The following is a 25,964-nucleotide window of genomic DNA, read 5'->3' on the forward strand; positions in this document are numbered from 1 at the left end:
CCCACTTTTGATGATCGAATTCTTGTTCTTTGAAGTTGGCGGAAAGTGCCATTGAAAATATCAAGACCTATCACGGCACCCGAGATCCTGCTTATGTTTATGCATTAAGTGAGAAGGCCATAGCCCTTAATGGGTTGAAACGTTTTGAAGAAGCTCTCGAGGTTTTCTTCTTCTGAAGAAATGAATAGTGCCTCTTTCAATAATCTTTTAGCACTAAAAGGTTTGTTACTCAAGAGTACTGTTGAACTGAGGGAGGAAATTCTGAAAAATAAAGATTCTAACAGTCCTCAAATTTTCAAAGAATGGATAGGCATTAAAGAACAACTTGCAAAATCTATTTTAAAATGGCAGGAGTTGAAAGTTTGATCATGAGTCTGTGGGAGGTTCCAGATGTTGAGACTGCCGAATTTATGGAGTCTTTTTATTTTAAATGGATAGACGGTATAACTGCCCGCAAGGCTTTTCAGGAGGCACAACGAGAAATGTCCTCAAAATATGCCGGGAGACCGGAAAAATGGGCTGCCTTTATAATGGTGCAGTAAGTTTAGTTTCTAATTTGATCTTTTTAGCAGGTATGAATATTGCTCATTTCAGGAGAGTTATACTGTTACTCTGTGTTTTAACCTTCAAATTTTCCTTTTCACAACAATCGGCTGTTGAAAATTGGAGGGCAGGCTTTTTGGAGCTAAAAGCTCAGGAAGATTCTCTGCCTGCTAAAGAAGTCCTCTCCAGGTTCGAAAAAAGTTATATCAGGGCAAAGAGTGTGTTTCAACCCGGTTCAAAGGAAATTCGGGATGTGGCTTTTGAACTGGGAAAAAAGATCTTTTTCGCCGGAGATCATTTTCGTTCTATCAATTACTTCGAAGAGAGTCAGAAAATCTTTCTTCAGCAGAATGAGACGTTCTCAAAAGAGTATTATCTGCTTCTTAGAGATCTATCGGTTGCTTACTATTTAACTGGCAGCTATGAAAAAGCCCTGGATAGTAATCTCCAGAACCGGGAATTAGTGAAACGGCTGTTAGGGAAAGAAAGTATCGAATATGGAAACATCCTGATCAACCTGGCTTCCATTTCTCAATACCTCCAAAATTATGAAGCTACAGCGCAATACCTGGAAGAGCTTGAAACCCTGGAGTCTTCAATGCAGAAGTCTTCAGATTATGATGATCTTCTTTATTCCATGTCGGTCATTTTTGGGGAGCTGGGAAATCTTAATAAATCTATTGTATACCTGGAAAAGTGTCTGCAAAATTCCCTTCCGGATGACGGGATGATCACTTATAAAGAAAATCAACTTTCGGGGCTGTACTACGGATCAAAGGATTTTGACAAGGCAATTGAAGTTCATCTGAAGCGGTTAGAAAGGACACAACACCTGGAGGGAAAAACGAGCTATGAGTATATTTCTGCTTTGCATGACCTTGTAAAAAGCTACGAGGCAGCGGGAAAGTATGAGGCTGCTATTGCCGCCCACCAGGAGGCGCTGCAGTTAACGGGCGAAGTTTACGGCACCGCAGGTTTTTCTTATGCCTATAGCTTAAGTAAAGTGGCAGCCACCCACATCTACTTTGATAAATATGACGATGCCATTCCCATTTTGCAGGAGGCTTTGCAGCTGTTCGACCGGGAAGAGAACGAAAATTTATACCTGCTTTGCCAGTTTTACCTGGGGCAGGCATACTTTTATGATGACCAGTATTCAAAAGCAATAGAACCTTTAAAGGCTTCGCTGACTTCAGCACAGGGTCAAGACAGCTACAATCTTTTTCTCTTGTCTGAATCCTATAGAAAACTTCAAGACTTTCAGGAAGCGATAATCTTTTTAGATCAGGCTATTGAAATGGCACCGGTCTACAATGAAAAGTATCTTAAGAATTATTCAGAGAGCAAGGCTTTATTGCTACAGGAAATGGGTAGGAATGAGGATGCTTTGGAGCTGGTGAGAAAAGCAAATTCTGAGACACTCCGCGACCTGGAGACCGGCTTCAGCTTCAGAAGTTATTCAGAAAAAAGAGCGCTGCTGGATGAGGTGCTATATAAATTCGAATTGCAGCAATCTTTCGGCTACCGTTATCAGCAAAGTCAGGAATTGGTTGAAATGAATCTCAATAACACATTGGTGCAGAAAGGTCTCTTGCTTAATTCTTCCAGGAGTATCCTCGAAGACTTAGCTACTTCTAATGATACTGGCGTCAAAAATGTCCTTTTTGAGTACAATCGATTAAAGGAAAAAATTACCGAATTGGAAATTTTGGGCGAGGATGGTGATTTCCGGAAACAGGTTGAACAGCAGTTGGGGGAACAGGAATCCCAATTGTCTAGGTATTATAATCTTAAATCTCAAAAAAATCTTTCCCTTAACAAAAGCTGGAAAAACATCCAGGAGAACCTGAAGAGTGATGAGGTGGCTATTGAATTCACCTATTACCAGTTTCACGATTCGAAACAATGGACAGACAGCATCTTCTATGGAGCCTATTTGATAACAAGAGATGCTGCTCCCCGGTTCATCAGCTTATTTGAAAGCCGAAAACTAAAAGACCTGATGCATCAAAAATCCCCGGAAGAACTTTATTCTTTAAGGGGGGCTGTAGCCAGATCATTCAAGCCATCTGGGTTGGGCGAACTCTTTAATCTTATCTGGGCACCATTAGAGCCATATCTTGGGGATGCATCAAGAATCTATTTTGCTCCTGACGGACTATTGCACCAGGTCTCTTTTGCCGCACTTCAGGATGGTAAAAATGAATCTTTAAGCACGAAATATGAGCTGGTCCAACTAAGCAGTACTGCTGTCCTGGCTGAACCCGATGAGGAAAAGGAATCGCGTACAGCATTCTTGCTGATTGGCGGAATAGATTATGGAAAGGGTATCGATCTCGAGGTAAAGGCGAACAAGAGCAGGGGAGAATCCTGGAATTACCTTCCGGGAACCAGGGCAGAAATTGAAAATATTGCCAAGATCCTTCGGAAGGAAAAGAAGCAATTTAGTAAGCTTTCAGGAAAGGAAGCTTCCGAGGAGAATTTTAAACAGCTCAGTGGTACTAGTCCAGCTGTCCTTCATATTGCCACTCACGGATTCTTTTTTGAAGATCAGCAGAGAAGCAGAGATACAGTGGCCACTGACCGGTCTAAATATTTCAGGGAGGCCGAGAACCCCCTGCTGCGCTCGGGACTTATTTTCTCGGGAGCAAATTTCGCCTGGACCGGAAAAGACACTCCCGCCTCACTAGAAGATGGAATCCTCACAGCTTTGGAGATCTCTAACCTGGACCTCAGTGGTACTGCCCTGGTAGTACTCAGCGCGTGTGAGACCGGCCTTGGGGATATTGAAGGCAGCGAAGGCGTCTTCGGTCTCCAACGGGCCTTTAAAATGGCCGGAGTAGACACTATAATAATGAGTCTTTGGCAGGTTCCTGACCTCGAAACGGCTGAATTCATGCAGCAGTTCTATGAGAAGTATTTCGAAAAAAGAAACTTCAGAAAAGCCTTTTTTGAAACCCAGCGCATCATGCAGAAAAAGTACAAAGACCACCCCGAAAAATGGGCAGCCTTTGTAATGGTGGAATAAGGTTTTGCTAAACGATCACTTTGAGAAAATGGGGTTTTACCACATTTTCAAGGTGGAATCAGTGTTGATCTCCCGCAGATCAGGAACCTGTTTTCCGTTGGTGAGCAACATGACCTGCTTTAAAAGTTCAGAGATATCTTCTTTAGTCAGATCGACTGAATGTTTAAGTTTATCTTCGCTTAATACTATGCCTCCAGCCAACCACTTTTCTTTTAGAAGGTTAATATAGGCACTTGTAAAAGCTCCATTCCCCAAACTTTTATTTTCATAGGCCACATCAACTCCCGAAGAGGCTGAAACTACCGTAACTCCACTTTTGGACAAAAAGTCATCAAAGACATCTGAGACCACATCGGAAAGTTTGAACTGTGGTGTGGACTGCGTATTTCTGGCTTTTGAACCACGTTGTCCCGCAACAGTTTCAGTACTTACTGTTGCGCCAGCGTCCAGATCCAGGGTGTTCCCGGAATGGCAGGTATCCATAAGGAGTAATTTATTGTTCGCCTGGGATTGGTTCAGGGTTTCGATGATCCTGTTGAAGGCCAGGCCATTCCTGGAGACCTCCTTGAAATCCATATCATGAGGAGCAAAATAATAGTTCGCAGTTTTATCCAAAACTCCGTGCCCTGCAATAAATAGAACAATCTGATCCTGCGGCTTGGCTTTTTTGAATGCATTTAGAATAGCCTGTTCAATTGAAGCAGCACTAGCTTCCTCATTGACCAGGTGGTGGACAAAAACATTTTCAAAAGAAGCCGGTTGATGAGTTTCGATCAACTCGTCATTATTCAAGAATTCTTCCTGAACCAGGGGCTCCTCCATGCGGACCAACAGTAATTCATCATCATGGATCAATACGCCTTTGACATCTTCTCCCAGGTCTCTTACCTGCAACAGTTCTCCATTCAAGCTATAACTCAAGATCTGCTTCTGATAAGTATCATCTGTGGTCCGTTGTATTCTAATTGTTTTTCCATCATTAGATATTGAAAACTTATCCAATGACTCGAGTTTCGGAAGGTCGAGCTTTTGCGGTAATTGCTCAGGTTGTCCTAAATTTTTGTAGAACAATTGCTTTGGTACGTCAGTATATAGTAAGTGCTCCCCATTTGCCGAAATCGCTTCAAATTTTGCACTTGATACATAAGAAGTGTCCACAATTTCCTTTTCAGCCAACCTGGTTTTGTAGACATCAGCGTTAAATGATATCTGTATTGACTTATCATTCCTGTTATTTCCTTTGGTAAGGATTATTTCATAATGGTCTTCTTCAAATTCATTTGAGAAATGAACCCAGGCTTCACCTTCCAAAAATGTCAAATTATCACTGGTAATTTTTTCTTTTAGAGATTCAGGTAAATTTAGGGGGCTGAATTTTCCAGAAGAAAACCCGTATTTATAAAATCCGTTGTTATCAGATTCTATTATAAATCCGTTGTTTTCAGTTCCCGGATAGATCATTTTGTCCGAACTGAGAATATCCATGCTCACATCATCGGGCAGTTCAATTGGCAGGGTGGTACCATCTTTAAAATTCCATATAAAGAAATTATCATCAGATTTTTCCAACCAGTACCTGCCATCTCTGCTTAAAGGATATAGATCATATAATGAGAAATAATCATAATATTTATTTATGCTTCCTACATCGCCTCCATTTTCGTCTTTTAGGGTAAACCGGTGCCCAAAGAATTTTGTCCTGTAGTTTTTCAACTCTTCTTCGGAAAGTCTCCCGTAGATCCTTGCCATATCCAGGGCATCTTTATCTGCAAAAGTTAGATTGTACTCGCTCTCTTTATAGTTGGAAACTCCCACGGAAAGTACATAGAGATCGCTTTTTGTGGAAGGGGAGGTTTTGAGCGGTTTCTCTTTTTGAAGATCAATATCTGTACCGGCATACAAATTATCTTGTCGAAGGCTCAATGCTTTATTAAGAAGGTTCAGATATTCGGAATTCGGCTCTCCTAATGATTGTAAGACTTTTGCAGGATCAAAATATTCTTTTTCAAGAGATTTGATCGGGACAAGCTTTCCTTCAGAAGTAGCGACGATATAATCTTCAGGATCTGTATTACTGAAGTAAAAATTATCGCGGTTGACAAAAACATGATCCTCCTGATTTGGATGTATCATTTCGAGGACCATTTCCAGACCTTCAGTTTTAAACACCTTTATCTTGCCATTCGTAAAACTTACCATGAGATTACTGCCATCCTCGTTTAAAGAGACTTTTTCAGGAAATTCAGAAAATGGGAATTGATAAACTTCCTCACCTATCACCAGCCCCAGGTCCTTAACGACTAAAACAGTAACCTCACCTTTGCTCGCGGCATCAACAATATTCAAGCAGTCATAAACGTTTGCCTGCACCTTACCTGAATCTGAAATAGTATAGGCGATAGAGGCCTGGTTGCAGGAATTTTCGCTTAACTGGAAGTAGGAATTGGTGACCAAAAAGTCATTTTCCTCATCAGCAAAGATCTTGTATTTGCCGTCCTGTAGATCTTCTGAAAAAATAGTTTTCTCCTTCTGAACATCTTTTATCAAAACCTTATTCTCCTCAGTAATCAGGAGCAGGTATTTCCCATTTTTGGAAAACTTACCGAATTTATATTTGCCGTTTAATGGAGTGATTTTGGTTCCATTAAGAATGATAAATTCCTGTGGGTCTGTATACCCGGTATTGTTATATTCCTCTTTACTAAGTAAAAGATTATCAGTAATTCCGTTAAAGTCAATAATTGTACGTTGATCAACTTCTATATTGCTCAATGGTCTCACCTTGTCATTTAGAAAGTCATAAACGAAAAATCCATAACTGTTCTCGTATTCCGATTTTTTCTCATAGCCGTAGAATGCCTTTAAGCCTGTGTCTTTATTGATATGTCCTGAGATATAAGACATATCACTTACTCTATGGGTAACCTCCAAATAATCATTGTAACCTAAATTCCCAAAACGATTATTGAAAGTACCGCTGTCATAGAATTTCACCTGATTGTCAAAAGAACCTGAACTTCCTTCTTTTCCAACTATTAACCAGTTATTGTCTGGCAGGAATATTCCTGAATAAAAAGGCCTCGTGTCTTTTGGCACAACTGACTTTATCTTTTGCTTGTCGTTGTCATAGACTGAAAATCTTAAAGCACTTGCAAAGTTTTCATTGTACCTCTCAAAAAACAGGAGTTCATTAGTTTGTGGAAGATATACCGATCGAACGGCACCACCGTCTGTTTTAGGGGTGATTTCTGTGAAATTCAAACCCTTCTTTTCAAGGATCAGCGGCTGAATTTGCCCCATGTCTTCCGGCGTAATGACAATTTTAAGTGAGGTATTTTGAAAATAACGCTCTACCTCTATAATATTGGTAGGGTAATTTTCGATAAGGTGAATGGGTTTGGTGAATTTATCAGGAACTGATAGATCATAGAGCTCAATAGTGTTTCTTTCTCCATCGGTCGTGATGGCAAAAAGTTTCCTTTCATCAAAGAAAAGGTCTCGGATCTCCAGCCTTTCGGGAACTTTGATCTCGACCGTATTCTTGTAATCATTTCCTACCTGAAGGGCAATTTTTGTCCAGGCCCTTCTGCCTTCAACCATTGCCATGGTTTTGCTGATCGAATCATAAGCCGCCCGGGAAACAGGTCCCGTCATATAATAAGTATTGACCTTTTGGTAATTCCTATCATACAGGTCAATAATAATCAATGACTTATCCGGATTAGTTCCCTGCGTTATAATTACGTCCTCCTGATTGCCGATAAACTCAAAATCTCCCTGGAACTCCTGCAGTACTTTTTGGTCATATAACCGAATATTTACTATAGAATCGAGGCTGCCATCACCATATGGAACCTTTTGATTAACGGTCAATACTTCATCCATATTGGCCAGCCTTAGAGACTTGACCGGAATACCAGTAGCAGGTCTTATGGTTTTTATTACTCTCTTTGTTTTTGAGTCATAGGCTAATATTTTCCCAGATTCATCGGCCGTAAAGAAATAAGGATACTTCGTGGAAGAAACCACATCTGTGATCCTGGTGGAATGATAATCCCGGAGATGAATGTTGGCCTTTTTTTCCTGTGCTTTCGTTATTGCACATATGAAGATGATCAGGACAAAAACAAAGTTTCTGAGGGTGGTTAAAAAGTTCATATTGAAGGAAGGGTTTTTGATCAGCTTCAGGCCACATTAAAGGAAAAGCGTGATTTATTCTACTATCTTTTTAATAGTGGAAGACCCACTTTTGATGATGGAATTCTTGTTCTTTGAGAGTATGCTTGGCAGCTGGTTGATATACTTGCTCCTGTTGCCTTCATATTCCTCGAGTTGGACACTAATTTGCACTACTCCATAAGATTCATTTCCATTGACATCAGGATAGATAGGAATATCATAGTACCAGGGAGAAAGTATAGGAGTCTGTATCTGGTTCTCCGGCCCGTATTTAAGGTCTTTAAAATCGTATTCCTGCTCGATCAAAGTATCGGTGATTGGGGTGCCGTCTTCTCCTCGCCATTGGCCTTTGATGAGGATAGATACCCTTGCGTTGAGATCTTCATCTGAAAAAACCTTGGTCTTTGAAAAGAAGACCCGCAGCTCATTAAAGCTCAACCTTGTTATCCCGGGGTTTTCTTCATCGCTGATCAGTTCGATCACCGCATGGAAGTTCAACAGGTCTTCCTTCACCGGCCGAATGATCTCATCCATGGCCAAAAACGCCTGTTGACTCCCTCTGGACTTTGGAACTGAAGAGACCTCTGTTCTGATGGTTTGTTCCAACTCCTGGTTCTTTTCCTGTGAAGTGGGTTTGGAATACTTCTTTATGTGGATCTCTGAATAAGTCTTCTCTACCTTTCCAAGATCTGTGTTGTAGTAGTCTTTAATTGAAAGATCCTGAGAATAACTGCTGGTCAAAGCTTCAGAAGATTTTTCAGCGAGATAATTCGCTCCTAAGAATAATCCCTGAAGAGCTATGTCAATCGCTCCTCCACGGGTAGATGGTCTCTTGAGTTCCAGTACGAATTCCTCATCAGCAATAATGTGAGAGCGTTTATGGGCAGCACAGGAACTGAACAGAAAGATGAAAAGAAAAAGGGCCGGCAATACCAGCATTTTAAGGGGGACTAAGTTTTTCACGTTGAGATGATTGAGTTACTTCGGTGTAAATATAGAAGAAATTGAAAAACCTCCTAATAATACATCAGGCAGTTACCAGGAGATGAATGATTTTTATAAAAGTCCATATATCTGTAACATTCTGTAGAAAAATCTTACTTATATTTAATTAAAACATTAACCTAAAGAACATTTTATGAAAATTATTAAATCATTATTCGTAGCCCTCTTGTTGTTGGTCGTGGCTCCCATGACAGCACAAACTGCAGAGGAGATCATTGCCAATTATGTTGAAAATACAGGAGGAGAAGAAGCCTGGAAAGAGCTTGAAGCTACTAAAATGCTTGCTTCCGTAACACAGGGAGGTATGGAAATTCCGGTGACCATTTATAACACTAAAGACGGTAAAATGGCTGTGGTAGTGAATCTTCAGGGTCAGGAAATCACTCAGATGGCATATGACGGTACCACTCTTTGGACCACCAACTTCATAACCATGAAACCTGAAAAAAGTAATGCAGAACAAACTCAGAACATGGCATTGAACAAGAATGATTTTCCCTCTGCCCTGGTGAATGCAGAAAAGAATGGGTATGAAGTGGAGTTGGTAGGTACCGAAACAAAAGAAGGAACAGAAACCTTTAAAGTTAAAATCGTTCAGGAGCCTGTGATGCAGAATGGGAAGGAAGTTCCAAACATTGGTTATTACTATTTTGAAAAGGAAAATTTTGTTCCAATCATATTGGAAAGTACTCAGGAATCCGGTCAGTTAGTAACCGTGGGAATGAGTGATTACCAGGAAGTGGGCGGCCTCTATTTTCCGTTCGCTTTAAATCAGGGAGGACAGCCTATAGAGATCAAAGAAATTGTTCTTAATCCGGAGATTGACGATTCACTATTCACCTTTAAGGAGCAATAGGAAGCTCTAGCCATACAATTAGGGATAGCTACTTAGAGTGGTTTTCCTTTTTTGCGTAAAAACCACACCTGATGAAAAAAAACATCTTTACTTTTTTACTGGCCTTTACAGTCGTTTCCCTGGGACTATCTCAGGAAAAAAATCTGTCTGGAAAAGAGCTTTTTGGAGATCTAAAAGCACGACATATTGGTCCTGCTTTAATGAGCGGGCGCATCATTGATCTTGAGGCGCATCCTGTCAATGACCGTATTCTCTATGCCGGTACTGCCGGAGGTGGAGTTTGGAAAACAACAAATGGAGGAGCAACGTTTTCACCCATTTTTGACGAACATGCACAATCTATTGGCGTGGTGACCATTGATCCCACAGATCCTGACAAGACTGTTTGGGTTGGTACAGGGGAGATCTGGACCCGAAATTCGGTAAGCCTGGGTGACGGACTTTATAAGTCGGTTGACGGGGGAACCACCTGGAAGAAAAAAGGCTTTGAAAACTCCGAAAGGATCAGCAGTATTGTGATCAATCCTGAAAATTCAAAGGAGATGTTCGTTGGAGTGATGGGTGCTCTCTGGGGTGACAGTGAAGAACGGGGGATCTTTAAAAGTAGCGACGGCGGGGAAACCTGGAAAAAGGTTCTTTATACCGATCAAACCACCGGAGTAGCTGATCTCATTATGGATCCATCCAATCCTAAAATCCTATATGCCTCTATGTGGAATTTCAGAAGAACTCCCTGGGGCTTTAATTCCGGAGGAGAGAGCAGCGGACTTTATAAAAGTACTGATGCCGGAGAAACCTGGAACAAAATCCAAAAAGGGTTGCCTTCAGGAAAACTCGGAAGGATAGCAGTAGCTATTGCTCCTTCTGCACCTGAAATCCTTTATGCCGCCGTTGAGACCGAAAAAGCTGAAACAAATGGTCTTTACAGGAGTGATGACGCCGGAGCCAGCTGGAAACATTTGAACAGTGATTTTGGTCTAACCGTTCGGCCATTTTATTTTGCCAGGCTGGTAGTAGATCCTAAAAATCCGGAAGTAGTGGTAAAGGGTGGATTAAGAGGCTCTATCTCTCACGATGGCGGAAAAACTTTTAAGGATCTTGGTGCTCAACACGCCGACATTCATGATATATCATTTGATATTAATAACAGCGACCGCATGTATACGGGAACAGACGGTGGTGTTTATCGCAGCTGGGATGGGGGAGTGCACTTTGAAATAGTGGAAAATATGCCCCTTTCGCAGTTCTACCACATTTCTGTTGACGATGCAGAGCCTTACAATGTGTATGGGGGACTGCAGGATAATGGCTCCTGGTTTGGGCCTTCTTCATCTCCCGGCGGAATTGAGGCGAGAGATTGGGAACCTATAGGAGGCGGTGACGGATTTCGCGTTTTAAAGCATCCGACAAAAAATATCATTTATTCTGAAGCCCAGGGTGCGAACCCTGTGTGGAGGTATGATGTGGATAAGAAACAGGCCAAGGTCATTGCGCCGCTGCCTGAAGGAAATGAAGAATTGCGTTTTAATTGGAATGCTCCCATGGCAGTAAGTAATCATCAGCCGGACAGGTTTTATATGGGAAGCCAGTTTTTGCACAGATCTGAAGATATGGGGGATACCTGGACAAAAATTTCTCCAGACCTTACCACAAATGATCCCTCAAAGCAGAAGAAGGAATCCGGCGGACTTTCTATTGATAAGTCAGGAGCCGAGACGCACACCACAATCTTCAGTATTGCTGAATCTCCTTTAGATGAAAACCTCATTTGGGTTGGAACCGATGACGGAAACCTCCACCTTACCCGGGACGGGGGCAAGAGCTGGAAGAATCTTGTAAAGAACCTTCCTGATCTGCCGGTAAACAGTTGGGTCTATCATATAGAAGCCAGTGTACATGATCCAGGTACCGCTTATGCTGTTTTTGACAGACATGCCGTGGGCGACATGACGCCTTATGTGTACAAGACTTCAGATTTTGGTGCTTCCTGGAAGTCTATTACTACAGACGAGATCGAAGGTTATGCCAGGAACATTCAGGAGGATTATGAGAAGGAAAATTTGCTCTTTTTGGGTACCGAAGCAGGATTATATATTAGTATCGATGGGGGAGGGCACTGGGCACATTTTACGAACAACCTTCCGCCGGTGGCGATTCCATTTATTGAATTGCACAAGAAAACTTCAGATCTCGTTTTGGCTACTCATGGACGTGGTGTGATCATTATAGATGATATCTCTCCACTTCGGCAAATAAACGATGAGGTACTGCAAAAGGATCTTCATTTTTTTGATACTTCCGCAGGGATCATTGAAGAGGAAAGAAATTTTGGGGGCGCCAGTAGTGAAACACAATTTGTTGGCGCGAATCCGGATTCCCAGGTGAAGCTTATGTATTACCTTAAGAAAAGGCACACCTTCGGGAAGATGTCTATGGACATTTACGATTCCAAAGGCAATGTTGTAGCCAGTCCATCCCCGGGAAAATCAAAAGGGCTGAATATTGTGACCTGGGATTACCTGCAGAAGACTCCCAAAGTGGCCGTTGGTAAGGTGCCATCTTTTGTTATAGCCCCAAGGGTGTTAGCCGGGGATTACAAAGTAGTTATTACCAAAGGGAAAGAATCTTATGAGCACATGATCACGGTGAAGAATGATCCTGCCTCAGATATTACTGCCGCAGAACGGGAAGAGAACCGAAAGCTCACATTTCGCCTTTTTGATGCGGTAGAAGATCTCGCCTATCTTGGTCACCGCATTGATTCCTATGTAAAGGAACTTGAAGACTCTGATTCAAAAGACGCTAAAAAGATGTCTGCGGAATTGACTGAACTCAAATCGAGGCTCGTGGTAACCACCGGCGACAGGTATGTACAGGAAGCAGAAGATGAGCTAAGAGAGAAACTGAGTGAACTTTACAATCAGGTTGCGAGAAGTTTTGATAAACCGGCCCCGGTGCACTACACTAATGCTGATGAATATGAAAAACAGCTTCAGGCCGCCTGGGATGACCTTAAAAAGATTGAGAAAAAATATGCTTCAAAAGTGAATAAAGTATTGGAGAAGGATGAGAAAGGCTCGATTACAATAAAAACTAAGGAAGAGTTTTTAGGAGAATAGGCTCAGTTTTCAGCCAAAAAAATCCCTGTCCACAAAAGTTGGCGGGGATTTTTATTTTATGGAAGTTTTTGTTTTAATTAGAAAGTCATTCCATATTGCATAAAAACGCTTTGGGTGGGTTTATTATAGTAGCCTCTTATTTCTAAAAGCTGCTCCTGAGCCTTTTTTGAGGTACCGCTCGAAATCACACGCTTTCTTTTTATTAAGAAAAAGAGAAATATGGATAAGTTCGACGGGTAATTTGTCTTTAGTGAAGTGGACTTCTCCTTTATCTTGGATACTCTTAATGACAGCGAGAAATACCTCCTTTATGAGGAGAATGGAGTCGATTGTAATAAACCATTATTGCAATCTAAGAAAGAGATAAGTAAGAACCTTGTTCAAATTCAAGCTGCTCTGGAAGAACCTCAGAACAGGCAGACTTTTGTCGAATTCAACCAGAATAGGAATTATATTTATTATCGGAAATAAAAGAGCCCCCTTAAAGGTGACTCTTTTAATATTACTGATGGAGCAATCTGGTTAATTAGTTATCCCTGATCACAATTTTTTGCTTAACCTCTCCAGCTTGTTCAACTCTCACAATGTAAGTTCCAGCCTGAAAGCTTTGGCCAAAAGTGTATTCCTCATTTGGCTTTCCTGAAGTTTTGTAGACAAGACTGCCGTTGTAATCGTGCACATATAACTGAACTTGATCTTTCTGATTGTCAGTATTTATAAATACTGTGAAATAATCTGTGGATGGATTAGGTGAAACTATAAAATCAAAGCCCATAGTGGAGTCGGTCGCGAGACTCAAGGTTTCCGCATTTTCGGTGGTACTTGCCAAAGTAAACCCACTATGTGCTACAAGGTTTCCTCCTGCAAGCTTACTTTCTTCACTTGCAATGCCCGTCCAGTTGCTCGAGTATAGCAGAGCGCCTGTGTTTCCATCGGTCAGGGTAAATGAAATTGAATCATCGGTACCCGGCTCGCCCCTGTCGGTCATATCAACTTTCAGGATCAGGTTACCACCAAGAGAAACCGGATTCAATGGATCGGTAATATCGGTGAGATTGGATTTGGTAGTAAATGTGGCCACCTGAGCATCTGGATCTGAAACATCTACCCCTAAAGACTGTACAGCATTGCTTTTAATCTGATATTTATGAATTTTACCATCAGCTTCCAATCGCCTAAAGATAACATTCATATGTCCTTGAAGCTTGTTACCTTTCTTGTTGTACTTCACATTAAAACCAAAGTTAGTTTTCAACCCCTGATTAGAAGCATATTCACCAGCTGAAGCATCAGGTATTAGATAACCACCTCCGGTAATAAAGTCTCCGGTAGGAATATATACTGTCACGACGGTTTCATCTTCCGCAACATAATATCCGTTGTCTACTAATACTCTTACAGTAAAGGATTCAGAAGAATTATTTCCGCTTATCTGAGCCAGCCATTCGTAGCTGACTGTTCCAGTCTTGGAATCAGAAGGGTCAACCAGATCGGTCACTTGCAGCCAACCGAATTGCTCACCAGTTTCGACTATTACAAATTTGACTTTCGCATTCCTTATATCTCCCTCAAAGGCATCATATAAGGTATAAGCCGGATTCGCAGTGATATCTTGAATATTGGCACTTAATACTACCCATGCTTCGGAATCTCTTGCAGTTGGGGTAGCCTGTAAAGACTGACCTGTATAGGCCACCATTGCATTTTCCGGGGTGATATCGAAGGCATCAGAGTCACTGCTGCCTAAGTAACTGTCATCTTCCAGGAATTCAGTTTCAACGGTGTAGGTATTGGCTGGGTCTTGATTTAATTTCAGGCTGGTAGAAGCCAATCCGTTTGCATCGGTTTGCGCTGTAGTGGATTGCGAACCAATAGTGAATTTAACCGTCTTTTCTTTGACACCTGTACCCGAAACATCGTCTGTCAATGTAGCTGAGAGGCTAACATTATCTGAATATTGTTCTTGGAGATCACCCGTATAGGTAAGAGTAGTTGGTCTCTTCTTAATTGTGACCGTAGTTGAACACTGAGATGAATTATTATTTACATCTTTGGCCGTCCAAGTCATAGAATTGACACCTATATCTAATTGAACTCCATTCATGCTGGTTCCAGAGGTTGTGGTCAAACCACCAGAGTAGGAGAAAGAAGCAATTCCACAGGCATCGGTAGCGGTAGCGTCAAATTCAGTGCCCTGAACTGTGTAATAAGTTTGATATGGATCAACATAACGTTCCTGGTCGGAAATACAGGTGATGTCTGGAGCAATCTCATCCTGAACCGTTACAGTCGCCGGGGCTGACGCTGTTTGTCCATTAGCATCAGTCACGGTTAGTATTACTGGATTTTCCCCTACGTCATTACAGGTGAAGTCGGTAATATCTGTGTCAAAAGTAAGTCCACCGCAGGCGTCAGAGGAACCATCGTCCACAGCATCTTCTGCTATTGAGACATTACCGGTGGAATCGAGCTGTACAGTAATGTTTTTGGTAGTCACTGAAGGCGGAGTGATATCCTGAACGGTCACAGTCGCCGGGGCTGAAGCTGTTTGTCCATTAGCATCAGTCACGGTTAGTATTACTGGATTTTCCCCTACGTCATTACAGGTGAAGTCGGTAATATCTGTGTCAAAAGTAAGTCCACCGCAAGCATCAGAGGAACCATCGTCCACAGCATCTTCTGCTATTGAGATATTACCGGTGGAATCGAGCTGTACAGTGATGTTTTTGGTAGTCACTGAAGGCGGAGTAATATCCTGAACGGTCACAGTCGCCGGGGCTGACGCTGTTTGTCCATTAGCATCAGTCACGGTTAGTATTACTGGATTTTCCCCTACGTCATTACAGGTGAAGTCGGTAATATCTGTGTCAAAAGTAAGTCCACCGCAAGCATCAGAGGAACCATCGTCCACAGCATCTTCTGCTATTGAGATATTACCGGTGGCATCGAGCTGTACAGTGATGTTTTTGGTAGTCACTGAAGGCGGAGTAATATCCTGAACGGTCACAGTCGCCGGGGCTGACGCTGTTTGTCCATTAGCATCAGTCACGGTTAGTATTACTGGATTTTCCCCTACGTCATTACAGGTGAAGTCGGTAATATCTGTGTCAAAAGTAAGTCCACCGCAGGCGTCAGAGGAACCATCGTCCACAGCATCTTCTGCTATTGAGACATTACCGGTGGAATCGAGCTGTACAGTAATGTTTTTGGTAGTCACTGAAGGCGGAGTGATATCCTGAACGGTCACAGTCGCCGGAGCTGACGCTGTTTGTCCATTAGCATCAGTCACGGTTAGTATTACTGGATTTTCTCCCACATCATTACAGGTGAAGGCGGTAATATCGGTATCAAAAGTAAGTCCGCCACAGGCATCAGAGGAACCATCGTCCACAGCATCTTCTGCTATTGAGATATTACCGGTGGCATCGAGCTGTACAGTGATGTTTTTGGTAGTCACTGAAGGCGGAGTAATATCCTGAACGGTCACAGTCGCCGGGGCTGACGCTGTTTGTCCATTAGCATCAGTCACGGTTAGTATTACTGGATTTTCCCCTACGTCATTACAGGTGAAGTCGGTAATATCTGTGTCAAAAGTAAGTCCGCCACAGGCATCAGAGGAACCATCGTCCACAGCATCTTCTGCTATTGAGATATTACCGGTGGCATCGAGCTGCACAGTGATGTTTTTGGTGGTTGCTGAAGGCGGAGTGATATCCTGAACGGTCACAGTGGCCGGGGCTGAAGCTTTTTGACCATTGACATCAGTCACAGTTAGCGTCACCGTCACAGGAGTACCCACATCACTACAGTCAAAGGAGGTGATGTCCAGGCCGTAAGTATCAATACCGCAATTATCAGTAGAACCATTATCAATGTCTGCAGGAACTATGGAAGCTATTCCGTTGGCATCCAGTTGTACAGTTTTATCTTGAGTAATAACTGTAGGTGGAAGTTTATCTTCAACAATGACATTAGCTATTGTAGTGGAAGTATTACCGTGTATATCAGTTACACTTAGTTGAACCTGATTAGCACTATTACCGGATATAGGTGAATCTTGACTCCAGGTAGCCTGATTCATTAAGGTTCCATTGTTATTATTAGGAGAGTTGTCAATAACCTGCCCTCCGGAACCTTCATCCATAGGCCAATAGCCAATTAATCCAGCTTCACTACCTTCCAATTGCTGGGTATAATTATTGCTAATCGTAACATTATCCAGGGCGACATTCCAAACTGATACCTCTGCAAGATTACCGTGAAAATATTGAATATAACCCTGGCGTCCTCCAATTCGTAAATCGTCTTGAAAAGTTTCGGAATCCCCAATAGGTCCAGTTCTATTAATGGAATTTTGTAGACTACCGTTTTTATAAATATTTACTACTGCGCCATCATAAGTTAAGGAAACGTGGGACCATTCGTTCAGTGGTAGAAAAACTCCGGTATCTATCCATTGCCAAATTGCATTTGTTTCACCAAGGGCATATTTCAATTGACCATCTGGAAATCTTGCCATTTCATATTCACCTTCTTTGTTTATAATTATTCCACCATGGGTTTGACTTTCCTGATGTTGACCTATTCCGGTCGGAAAAATCCATGCCTGAAGGGTAATTTGAGAACTGACATTTAAGTTGTTATTATTCCCAATTTGAATGTAATCTGAGAGTCCGTTAAAACTTACCGAATATGTAGATTCACCATTTGAGGAAATGTCATCACAAGTGAAACTGTTTTTGTCAATAGAAATAGTTTGTATACCACAATTGTCTGTGCTGTTATCATTCACCTGATCAGCTGTAAGTGTAGCTTGTCCATTTTCATCCAGCTCCAAATAAACATCTTGAACATGAGTCAGGGGAGATTCATTGTCCTCTACAGTAATAGTTTGGGTGCAGGTAGATTCATTCCCATTAGCATCAATAGCTGTCCAAATTATTTCAGTGTCACCCACTGGATAGATCCCAGAGGCGTCTGCGGTATTTGTAATATTATTCGTAAGGCTAATGGTTGATATTTCAGCACCACTCGTTATCCAATCTGTTGAAGGGTCCATGTTGACAAGGCTGCCGTTTTTTTGATTATTTGATTGATCGGTGAGTGTATTACTACCCGGCCCGTCCTCAAAATTATAATAGGCCTGAAGACCAGGTTCAGAACCAGCCAGTACCTTATTGTGAGCACTTAGTACTTCCTCGTCTGTTAATGCGTAATTCCAAATTCGTACTTCATCTATTTTTCCAGTATAAGGTTCATCTTGTCCATCGATTGTTGCAGGATGCCCAATACGCAGATTGTGACCTCCGTCTGTAGGTGTCGTAGTAGAAACATTCGAACCCAAAAGCCTTCCGTCCTGGTAAAGTCTGAGCGTTTTAGTTGTACTATCAAAACTTCCTGCAAGGTGAGTCCAGGTATTTGCAGTATTATCAATTTCTAAGGCAATACCGTTAAGAGTAGCTCCACCCTGGAAGTAGAGATAAACGAAATAATTCCCATTTCTATAGTTTCTTCTGATTCCAAAATCAAAATTGGTATTCGCATCAAACACAGCACCCTTACTAACAATAGATCGATAACCTTCGTTGGGGATATAAACAGGGTTTACCCAGGCTTCTATAGTAAAATCTTGTAAAAAAGGAAAGTTTTGAATTTCCACATAGTCGTTTAGACCATCGAAATCGAGGGCAGTAGAACTTAAATTGCAATTATCACTTACCGCTGGAGACGGAATAACAACATTTGCTTCGCATTGTCCTTCATCGGTTTCTACAATTATAGCTTCACAAGTAATAGTGGGCGGTGCCAGATCTTCAATTATTACTGTTTGCTGCTGCTCTACAGTATTTCCAATACCATCATCAAAAACCCAGGTGACTATTGTTTCCCCTTGTTGGGTTATGGGAAATTCTGTTGTAGTAGTGGCGGTAATAATTTGTCCAGAACAATCTGTAGCCGTTGGTGCGGTAAGGGATAAAACTTCACAGGATTCATTAATATTGGGTAGTGATTGCTGGTCCAAAGTGAATAAATTGCCGGCTGGGCCGGCATCAGTAATTGTCCAGCCAAAATTGTCTATCATTTGCTGTCTGGCTGCAGCACCTTCACAGTATTGACTATCTCCACCTTCAAAAATTACATTAGGCTGTAAATTCTGGCTACTCCAGCCGATTAAAAGTTTGTCATAGTTTTCTATAGAAAGAGTGACATATAAAAACATTCCAGCCATATCTGTTACTTGGCTGACATCCCAATTTCCAATGTCCTGATTAAAGGGAGTGGCGACAAACATTAATCTCATAGTCGTAACTTGGCTAACATCCCAATTTTCGATGTTTTGGTTAAAGGCAGGTGCCCCTTGAAACATTTGTGACATATTTGTAACCTTACTAACATTCCAATTCCCAATGTCCTGGTTAAAGGCATGGGCCCTATGGAACATGCCAGACATATTGGTTACATTGCTGACATCCCAACTTCCGAGATCTTGATTAAAAGCAGTTGTATTGCGAAACATGTCCTCCATATTTGTCACCTGACTTACATCCCAGTTTCCAATATTTTGGTTAAAGTCAGATCCGTAAAAAGAACTAAACATGTATGACATATTATTTACTTGGCTAACATTCCAGCTTCCTAAATCTTGATTGAACGCTGGGGCTTCATAGAACATAAATGACATACTGGTTACCTGGCTAACATTCCAGCTTCCTATGTCTTGGTTAAAGGAAGAGGCACTGGAGAACATCGCTGTCATATTTGTTACACTACTGACATCCCAATCGCCAATCTCTTGGTTGAAATCAGTTGCTCCTGCAAACATTGTTCTCATATTTGATACATTGCCAACATCCCAACCACCTATATCCTGATTAAAAGAGGTGGCACCCCTAAACATGCCAGTCATATCTATTACTTGGCTAACATCCCAATTACCAATATCTTGGTTAAAAGCAGATGCTTGCGAAAACATATTGGCCGTAGAGGCAACGATAGACAAATCTGGAACATCTCCAGCATTTATAACAAGATTAAGACAACCAGAAAATGATCTATCCATGCTACTCCATACAATTGCCCCCCATTGATCTACTGAAAGAATTTTTTCTTTATCTCCTGTGTAATTGAAGAAAATCCTGGGAAAATCTCCCCTGATCCGAATAGTGTAAGTCCCAGGAGTTCCAAAGTCGTGTGTAATATTTCCTGTTATGCCAGTTTCATCAAAAATGCCATCATCATTCCAATCCACATCATAATTGTAACCAGTTCCCGTTGTGGGAATAGTAATACAGGAATCACAGGAAGAACCGGGATTGTCGGTCTTCCAGGTGGTGATGAAGGAGGTGGTATCTTCTTCAATAATTACTTTTTGTTGTTGCTCCATTGTAGTCCCATCTGGCACTTCATATGTCCAGATCACAATGGTCTCTCCCGGTGCGGTTATGGGAAATGTAGTTGTGGTGGTGCCTGTAACCGTTTCACCTACACAATTTGTGGCTGTTGGGGCCGGTAGACTGGTAACTGCGGAGGATTGGATTATATCGGGCAATGGTTCTTGGTTGAAGGTTAACAGGTTCCCAGCTGGACCGGCATCGGTAATGCTCCAGCCAAAATTGTCGATCATCTGCTGTCTGGCTGCAGCGCCTTCACAGTATTGGCTATTCCCACCGTGAAAATTAACATTAGGTTGTAGATTTTGGCTGCTCCAGCCAAGTAATAGACTATCGTAATTATCGGTTGAAAGTGTAGCTCCAAAAAACATAGCGGACATATTTGTAACTTGACTAACCATCCAATTTCCTATATCCTGGTTAAAAGAAGTTCCCCAGAACATTTCGGACATGTCAGTAACCTGGCTAACGTCCCAACTTCTTATATCCTGATTAAAAGAACTTGCATATTTAAACATATTGGACATATTGATGACTTGACCAACATCCCAAATACTTATATCCTGGTTAAATGCAGTTGCACTTCCGAACATAACACGCATATTAGTAACCTGGCTTACATCCCAATTTCCAATGTCCTGGTTAAATGAATTTGCACCTGAAAACATAGCGTCCATATTTGTGACTTGACTAACATTCCAATTACCAATGTCTTGGTTAAACGAAGTTGCATAAAACATAGCTGACATATCAGTTACCATACTAACATCCCAATCTCCAATGTCCTGATTAAAGTTGCTTGCACGAGCAAACATCCATTGCATATTCGTGACATTGTTCACATCCCAATGATTAATATTCTGATTAAAATTTTCGGCGTCAGCAAACATATATGACGTATTGGTAACGGTAGATAAATTAGGAGCGTCTTCAGCAGGAATTGTAAGATATTTACAGCCATGAAATGCGTGCGCCATAGAATTCCAGGAAATATCCCCCCATTGATCCACTGAAAGAATTTTTTCTTTGTCGCTAGAGTTATTGAAATAGATCTGAGGAAAGTCTCCCCTTATTCGAATAGTGTAAGTTCCAGGAGTTCCAAAGTCGTGTGCGACATTACCATTTATTCCAAACTGATCAAAAATCCCATCGTTATCCCAATCCACATCATAATCATAGCCTGTCCCTGTTGTTGGTATAGTAATACAGGAATTACAGGAAGTGCCTAGATTGTCTGTTTTCCAGGTGGTGATGAAGGAGGTGGTATCAATAATCACTACTGTTACCGTAGCAGTCTGTGAATCTGTGTTTCCATCAAAATCTGTAACCGTTAAGGAAACTGTGTTGGAACCAAGATCTGCTGAAGTAAAATTAGTTTTGGAAAGAGTCATAGTTTCAATTCCGCAGTTATCATTAGATCCATCATCAACATCGGCTGGCGTGATAGTAGCATTTCCAAATTCGTCTAACTCTACTGTGATATCTTTGGTCACAGCTTGAGGAGTTGTAGTGTCTGGAGGAGACTCAATAGTAACCGATTCGCTGGAATGACAGCCGTTGGCTGCATATATATCAACTGTGTAAGTACCAGGAATTAGATCTGTGGCTATTTTTGTAGAAGCTCCATTGCTCCATTGGTAAGTATATGGACCGAGATCTGTGGTTGAAGGAATGGCTTCTGCAGAACCATTTGGAGTATTTGGACAATCACTGTCTGTTTTTTCAATAAAAGTTTTAAAGGGTATGGCAAAATTCCTGTAAACTGAATTGGCCTGGGAGTAATTATAAAATCCGAATTTTCCACTCGAAAATTGTCCATTTACGTCAAAGACAAGAACATTATCAATCCATATTTTTATATTGGTTTCAGTGTATTCAGCCTTAAACCTATAATATCTATAATCCTGCCAACCTCCCATAGAGTTATTGGTTGCCAAAACAGTAGTTATGGGGTCTGAAGAACACCAAAATGCACCAGTTTGAGTGGTCGGGACTCCGGAAATTCTGCGCAACCGCATTCCGCTTGATGCATAGCATTCATAGTTTTGATTGAGTTGCTTCCAATCGAATAATATGAAGTCATAAGCATTATCAGCAGTAGAATTGTTGGGAGATTTATAACCCAAAACAAAACCTATAAAATCATCATCACCGCTGGTTTGGACCCCGAACTCTCCTTCGACTGTAGTATTAATATATTCATCTGGGGTAACAAAGAAGGTAGGTGAACCATTAGTGGATTGTGTTAAGGATTTTCCATCAGCTGAGACACTCCAGTTTCCATAATACGGGTCACCTTCCTGCTGCCAGGTGTTCAGATCCATGGGAGCTACACAGTCGGTCGCTGTTTGCCCTAATAAAAAAGATGAAGAAAAAAGAAAAATAATTGAGAAGACAGTAAATTTTTTCATGACCCTGACATTTGAAAATTTTAAAAAAAAGTAGAACCGTCGGGTCTGGGGAATCCCGATAGAGATAGGGGAAAGATTCTGTAGGGTCGAGAAAGTTTCTAATTTAGGTAGAACAGTTAGAATGTACCATACGCCATATGGCCTAATTTACTAATGAGACAAAAGCAACAGCAATCTTCTCGAGTTCTGTTCTTTTATGTGTACCGAGTTTTTTGTAAATATTCTCACAATGCTTCTTAATAGTAGCTTCTGCTACAAAAAGCTGAGAAGCGATTTCACACCGGGTGAAATCTTTACCTAATAACTCCAGGATTTCCTTTTCCCTCCTGGTAAGTTTATTATACGCTTCAAAATATTGAGTGAATACTTTATTGATCCCAAATAGCTGATTAATTCTTTGAGTTATATGATCAACTTCTCCCGGGAAAAAGCTGATTGAGATAAATTCCTCTTCATTCCACACCCTTGTAGTTGTAAGGAAAAAGAATGGTGTTTTCCCCGGTCTTTTCCAGTCTTGGTAATATAGAATTACTTTTTCGGAATCCTGGCTATTCAATTCTCTGGACACTTTAGGATGTGTGATTTCCCTTGTAAAAGAGCTTTGATGCCTGTGTAGTAATTGACTCCCTTCTTCCCGCAATTGATCCTTAGTGTACCCTATAAGGTTGCATCCATTCTTCGATAGGTAGCGAAATGAGAAATCTTGCCGACTGTTAATATGTAATGCACCGGGAAGTATAGTTGCAAGGTCATTCAAAGAAAGAACTCCTTCATTTATAAGTTTTCTGAACTTGCACCAATTTTTTGAATTTTCCCAGCTTGTAGCCTCCATACAGTGTTGGATTGAAAACGTAGGGAAAATTTTTATTCAATATAGTGATTTTCAGATAAATAAAACAAATTTTGGAGGAAGCGATATTTATAAGAATTCTTATCTACTTTGTCCGATATCCATATGATACCTCTCCCAGCTCCTAAATTTCTCCTTATCCGTTCAGTGATATTTTCAATATATCCTGTATAATATTGGCCATTAGAGCATTTAAGGACATAAACTGCAAAAGGGAGAACCATATTAAATTTATTTTACTCTTTGAGAAGGGGTGGACCTTCGTCCACCGAAGCTATCCGAAGATTAATGATATGAATTCATTTTTGTAGAACGTATTCAAATAAAAAGCCCCCCTTCGTCCTGAAAAACAGGACTTCGGAGGGCGTAGGTGGAGTCGGAGGGGTTGGCTGCGCCTTCCCCTAATGATTCCCATACTGCAAATGTCAGCCATGCTTGACTGTCCCTGCGGGGCCAGGCGTCCAAAAACGAAAAAACCTGCTCAAGCGAAAAGGCTTGGCAGGTTTTCTGTTTTGATCCGCAGCATGGCTGCGCTTGATTGTGGAGTCGGAGGGGTTGGCTGCGCCTTCCCCTAGTGAATCCCATACTGCAAATGTCAGCCATGCTTAACTGTCCCTGCGGGGCCAGGCGTCCAAAAACGAAAAAACCTGCTCAAGCGAAAAGGCTTGGCAGGTTTTCTGTTTTGATCCGCAGCATGGCTGCGTTTGATTGTGGAGTCGGAGGGGTTCGAACCCTCGTCCAAACAAGCAACTCAGCTGCTTTCTACACGCTTAGTCTTCGTTTGGTTGTCGATGCAAAGCCGGTCGAAAACCACCAACTTTACACGTATCCTCGCTTAAGTTTCGCAACCGCATCAAGGCCCTGCGGTCACTATATTTACTTTACCGGTGCCTCTGTTGTGGACGCCGTAAATCAAGGCTTCCACGAGACATCTTGGCTCCCTGCCTTGCAGGGACTAAGCATTCCTACTGTGATTCGGATTATGCAGCCAAGGCGTAGTTATTCTCGCCGTTTAAAAAAGTGTGAAAAATGAGATTTACGAGCTATTTCCCAGCGCTCGACGTGCTTACAACTCAATTAGACTCGCTGTCAAAACCAAGTCGACCCCATTATGTAAAGAACTTATGTCAAAAAGTGCATTTTTCATGCCAGCTTTTTGGGCGTTCCCTTTTTCGTTCCTTCGCCAGGCTCAGGATCTCAAAGGGCGGGCTATTCGCTTTTAGTCCCGATTACCATCGGGAGCTAACCGCTGCTATCCCTAACGCGCAAACAAAGATAGTATTAAATTCCTATCTTTGAGACTCGTCATTAATTATTCAAAACCTATACCAAAATATGATAAAATTTGCCCTGATCAAAGAGCGGAAAACCCCGCCGGACAGAAGAGTTGTTTTCTCCCCGGAAAAATTAAAGGAAGCCGTCCAAAAATTTCCCGAGGCAAGTTTTAAAATAGAAAGTTCAGAGCTTCGCATTTTTTCCGATGATCGTTATCGTGAGGCCGGTTTTGAGGTGGTGGAAGATGTTAGTGATTGTGATGTGATGCTGGGAGTAAAAGAAGTGCCCATTCCGGCGCTTATTCCTAATAAAAAATACTTTTTCTTTTCCCATACAATAAAGGAACAGCCCTATAACCGGGACCTTTTACGGGAGATCCTGAATAAGAATATTGAACTCTACGACCATGAGGTCATTGTGAATGAAGTAGGTCATCGCCTAATTGGCTTTGGAAGATATGCCGGACTCGTGGGTGCTTATAACGGGTTGCGGGCTATAGGTCTCAAAAAAGGCATTTTTGAACTTCCGAAGGCTGAAGATCTGCCAGACCTCAATGCCATGCTGGCAGAACTCGATAAGATCTCTCTGCCACCGATTAAGATCGTACTTACCGGAAGCGGAAAAGTAGCTTATGGCGCTAAAGAAATTTTGGACCACCTGAAAATTAAGCAGGTTGGAGTAGACGAATACCTAGAGGAAAGCTTCAATGCCCCGGTCTATTGTCATATTGATGTCATGGACTATAATAAGAGAAAGGATGGGGCCGAAGGTTCTAACCAGGATTTCTATAAGCACCCAGAAAAATATGAGTCAGATTTTTTGCGGTTTGCCAAAGCCAGTGATTTTTTTATAGCCGGTCATTTTTACGGCCAGGGAGCCCCGGTCTTTTTTACGGCTGAAGATGTACAATCACCTGCCTTTAAAATACGCTTTGTAGCTGATATTTCCTGTGATATTGCAGGTCCCATTGCCAGTACTATCCGCCCTTCTACCATAGCCGAACCTTTTTATGGCTTTAGTCCGGAGACTTTGAGCGAAGTCGATTTCAAGGAAGATTCAGCGATTACGGTAATGGCAGTTGATAACCTGCCGTGTGAGTTACCAAAAGATGCCAGTGAAGGTTTTGGAGAGATGTTCCTGGAACACGTATTGCCCGCTTTTTTTAACGGAGATAAGGATGGTATCCTGGAGCGCGCCCGAATGACCAAAGACAAAAAACTTACTCCGCGCTTCCAATACCTGCAGGATTACGTTGACGGAAAATAAAAAAGCCAGTCAAAAATGTCATTTTTGACTGGCTTTAATTT

At 41.7% G+C, this 25,964-nt stretch carries 10 protein-coding genes and 1 other RNA gene; 6 read left to right on the plus strand and 5 right to left on the minus strand.

Annotated features, from left to right (window positions below):
* Nucleotides 1-29: 29 nt before the first annotated feature.
* From ACNORC_RS06350 to ACNORC_RS06360, 3 genes are all read left to right on the plus strand, one after another.
* The gene (locus ACNORC_RS06350) at nucleotides 30-176 is read left to right on the plus strand and encodes a hypothetical protein (RefSeq protein ID WP_418334789.1); all 147 of its coding nucleotides are present in this window, start codon (nucleotides 30-32) and stop codon (nucleotides 174-176) included.
* A gap of 168 nt (nucleotides 177-344) precedes the next feature.
* Complete coding sequence (locus ACNORC_RS06355; RefSeq protein ID WP_418334790.1) at nucleotides 345-542, plus strand: CHAT domain-containing protein; 198 nt, start codon at nucleotides 345-347, stop codon at nucleotides 540-542.
* Between the two features lie 137 nt (nucleotides 543-679).
* On the plus strand, nucleotides 680-3,571 hold the full coding sequence (locus ACNORC_RS06360; RefSeq protein ID WP_418334791.1) for a CHAT domain-containing protein: 2,892 nt from the start codon (nucleotides 680-682) through the stop codon (nucleotides 3,569-3,571).
* Between the two features lie 36 nt (nucleotides 3,572-3,607).
* Here the strand turns inward: ACNORC_RS06360 and ACNORC_RS06365 are convergent, their stop codons facing one another.
* Together ACNORC_RS06365 and ACNORC_RS06370 are read right to left on the minus strand one after the other, a co-directional pair.
* Nucleotides 3,608-7,729 carry a caspase family protein gene (locus ACNORC_RS06365; RefSeq protein WP_418334792.1) on the minus strand — a complete coding sequence of 1,374 codons (4,122 nt, stop codon included), beginning with the start codon at nucleotides 7,727-7,729 and terminating at the stop codon, nucleotides 3,608-3,610.
* 54 nt (nucleotides 7,730-7,783) lie between these two features.
* Nucleotides 7,784-8,713, minus strand: a complete 930-nt coding sequence (locus ACNORC_RS06370) for a hypothetical protein (RefSeq protein ID WP_418334793.1) — start codon at nucleotides 8,711-8,713, stop codon at nucleotides 7,784-7,786.
* Nucleotides 8,714-8,888: 175 nt separating this feature from the next.
* On the opposite strand from ACNORC_RS06370, the gene ACNORC_RS06375 reads away from it, so the two are divergent.
* Entirely contained in the window at nucleotides 8,889-9,611 is a 723-nt protein-coding gene (locus ACNORC_RS06375) for an outer membrane lipoprotein-sorting protein (protein ID WP_418334794.1), read from the plus strand.
* 71 nt (nucleotides 9,612-9,682) lie between these two features.
* On the plus strand, nucleotides 9,683-12,730 hold the full coding sequence (locus ACNORC_RS06380) for a WD40/YVTN/BNR-like repeat-containing protein (RefSeq protein ID WP_418334795.1): 3,048 nt from the start codon (nucleotides 9,683-9,685) through the stop codon (nucleotides 12,728-12,730).
* Nucleotides 12,731-13,256: 526 nt separating this feature from the next.
* Here the strand turns inward: ACNORC_RS06380 and ACNORC_RS06385 are convergent.
* From ACNORC_RS06385 to ssrA, 3 genes are all read right to left on the minus strand, one after another.
* Nucleotides 13,257-22,532 (minus strand): BspA family leucine-rich repeat surface protein, encoded by a 9,276-nt coding sequence (locus ACNORC_RS06385; RefSeq protein WP_418334796.1) that lies wholly within the window; start codon nucleotides 22,530-22,532, stop codon nucleotides 13,257-13,259.
* Between the two features lie 142 nt (nucleotides 22,533-22,674).
* Nucleotides 22,675-23,364 carry a LuxR C-terminal-related transcriptional regulator gene (locus ACNORC_RS06390; RefSeq protein ID WP_418334797.1) on the minus strand — a complete coding sequence of 230 codons (690 nt, stop codon included), beginning with the start codon at nucleotides 23,362-23,364 and terminating at the stop codon, nucleotides 22,675-22,677.
* 726 nt (nucleotides 23,365-24,090) lie between these two features.
* Nucleotides 24,091-24,490, minus strand: a transfer-messenger RNA (tmRNA) gene (ssrA, locus tag ACNORC_RS06395).
* Nucleotides 24,491-24,717: 227 nt separating this feature from the next.
* Between ssrA and ACNORC_RS06400 the strand changes: the two genes are divergently transcribed.
* Entirely contained in the window at nucleotides 24,718-25,923 is a 1,206-nt protein-coding gene (locus ACNORC_RS06400; RefSeq protein WP_418334798.1) for an NAD(P)-dependent oxidoreductase, read from the plus strand.
* Nucleotides 25,924-25,964: the final 41 nt, after the last annotated feature.

The sequence above is a fragment of the Salinimicrobium soli genome (assembly GCF_048323655.1).
GTDB classification, from domain to species: Bacteria; Bacteroidota; Bacteroidia; order Flavobacteriales; family Flavobacteriaceae; genus Salinimicrobium; species Salinimicrobium soli.

Bases quoted from the DNA above. Each gene is read 5' to 3' on its own strand.
- ACNORC_RS06355 (WP_418334790.1), top strand. From the start codon at position 345: ATGGCAGGAGTTGAAAGTTTGATCATGAGTCTGTGGGAGGTTCCAGAT.
- ACNORC_RS06400 (WP_418334798.1), top strand. From the start codon at position 24,718: ATGATAAAATTTGCCCTGATCAAAGAGCGGAAAACCCCGCCGGACAGA.
- ACNORC_RS06390 (WP_418334797.1), bottom strand. From the start codon at position 23,364: ATGGAGGCTACAAGCTGGGAAAATTCAAAAAATTGGTGCAAGTTCAGA.
- ACNORC_RS06365 (WP_418334792.1), bottom strand. From the start codon at position 7,729: ATGAACTTTTTAACCACCCTCAGAAACTTTGTTTTTGTCCTGATCATC.
- ACNORC_RS06380 (WP_418334795.1), top strand. From the start codon at position 9,683: ATGAAAAAAAACATCTTTACTTTTTTACTGGCCTTTACAGTCGTTTCC.
- ACNORC_RS06385 (WP_418334796.1), bottom strand. From the start codon at position 22,532: ATGAAAAAATTTACTGTCTTCTCAATTATTTTTCTTTTTTCTTCATCT.
- ACNORC_RS06375 (WP_418334794.1), top strand. From the start codon at position 8,889: ATGAAAATTATTAAATCATTATTCGTAGCCCTCTTGTTGTTGGTCGTG.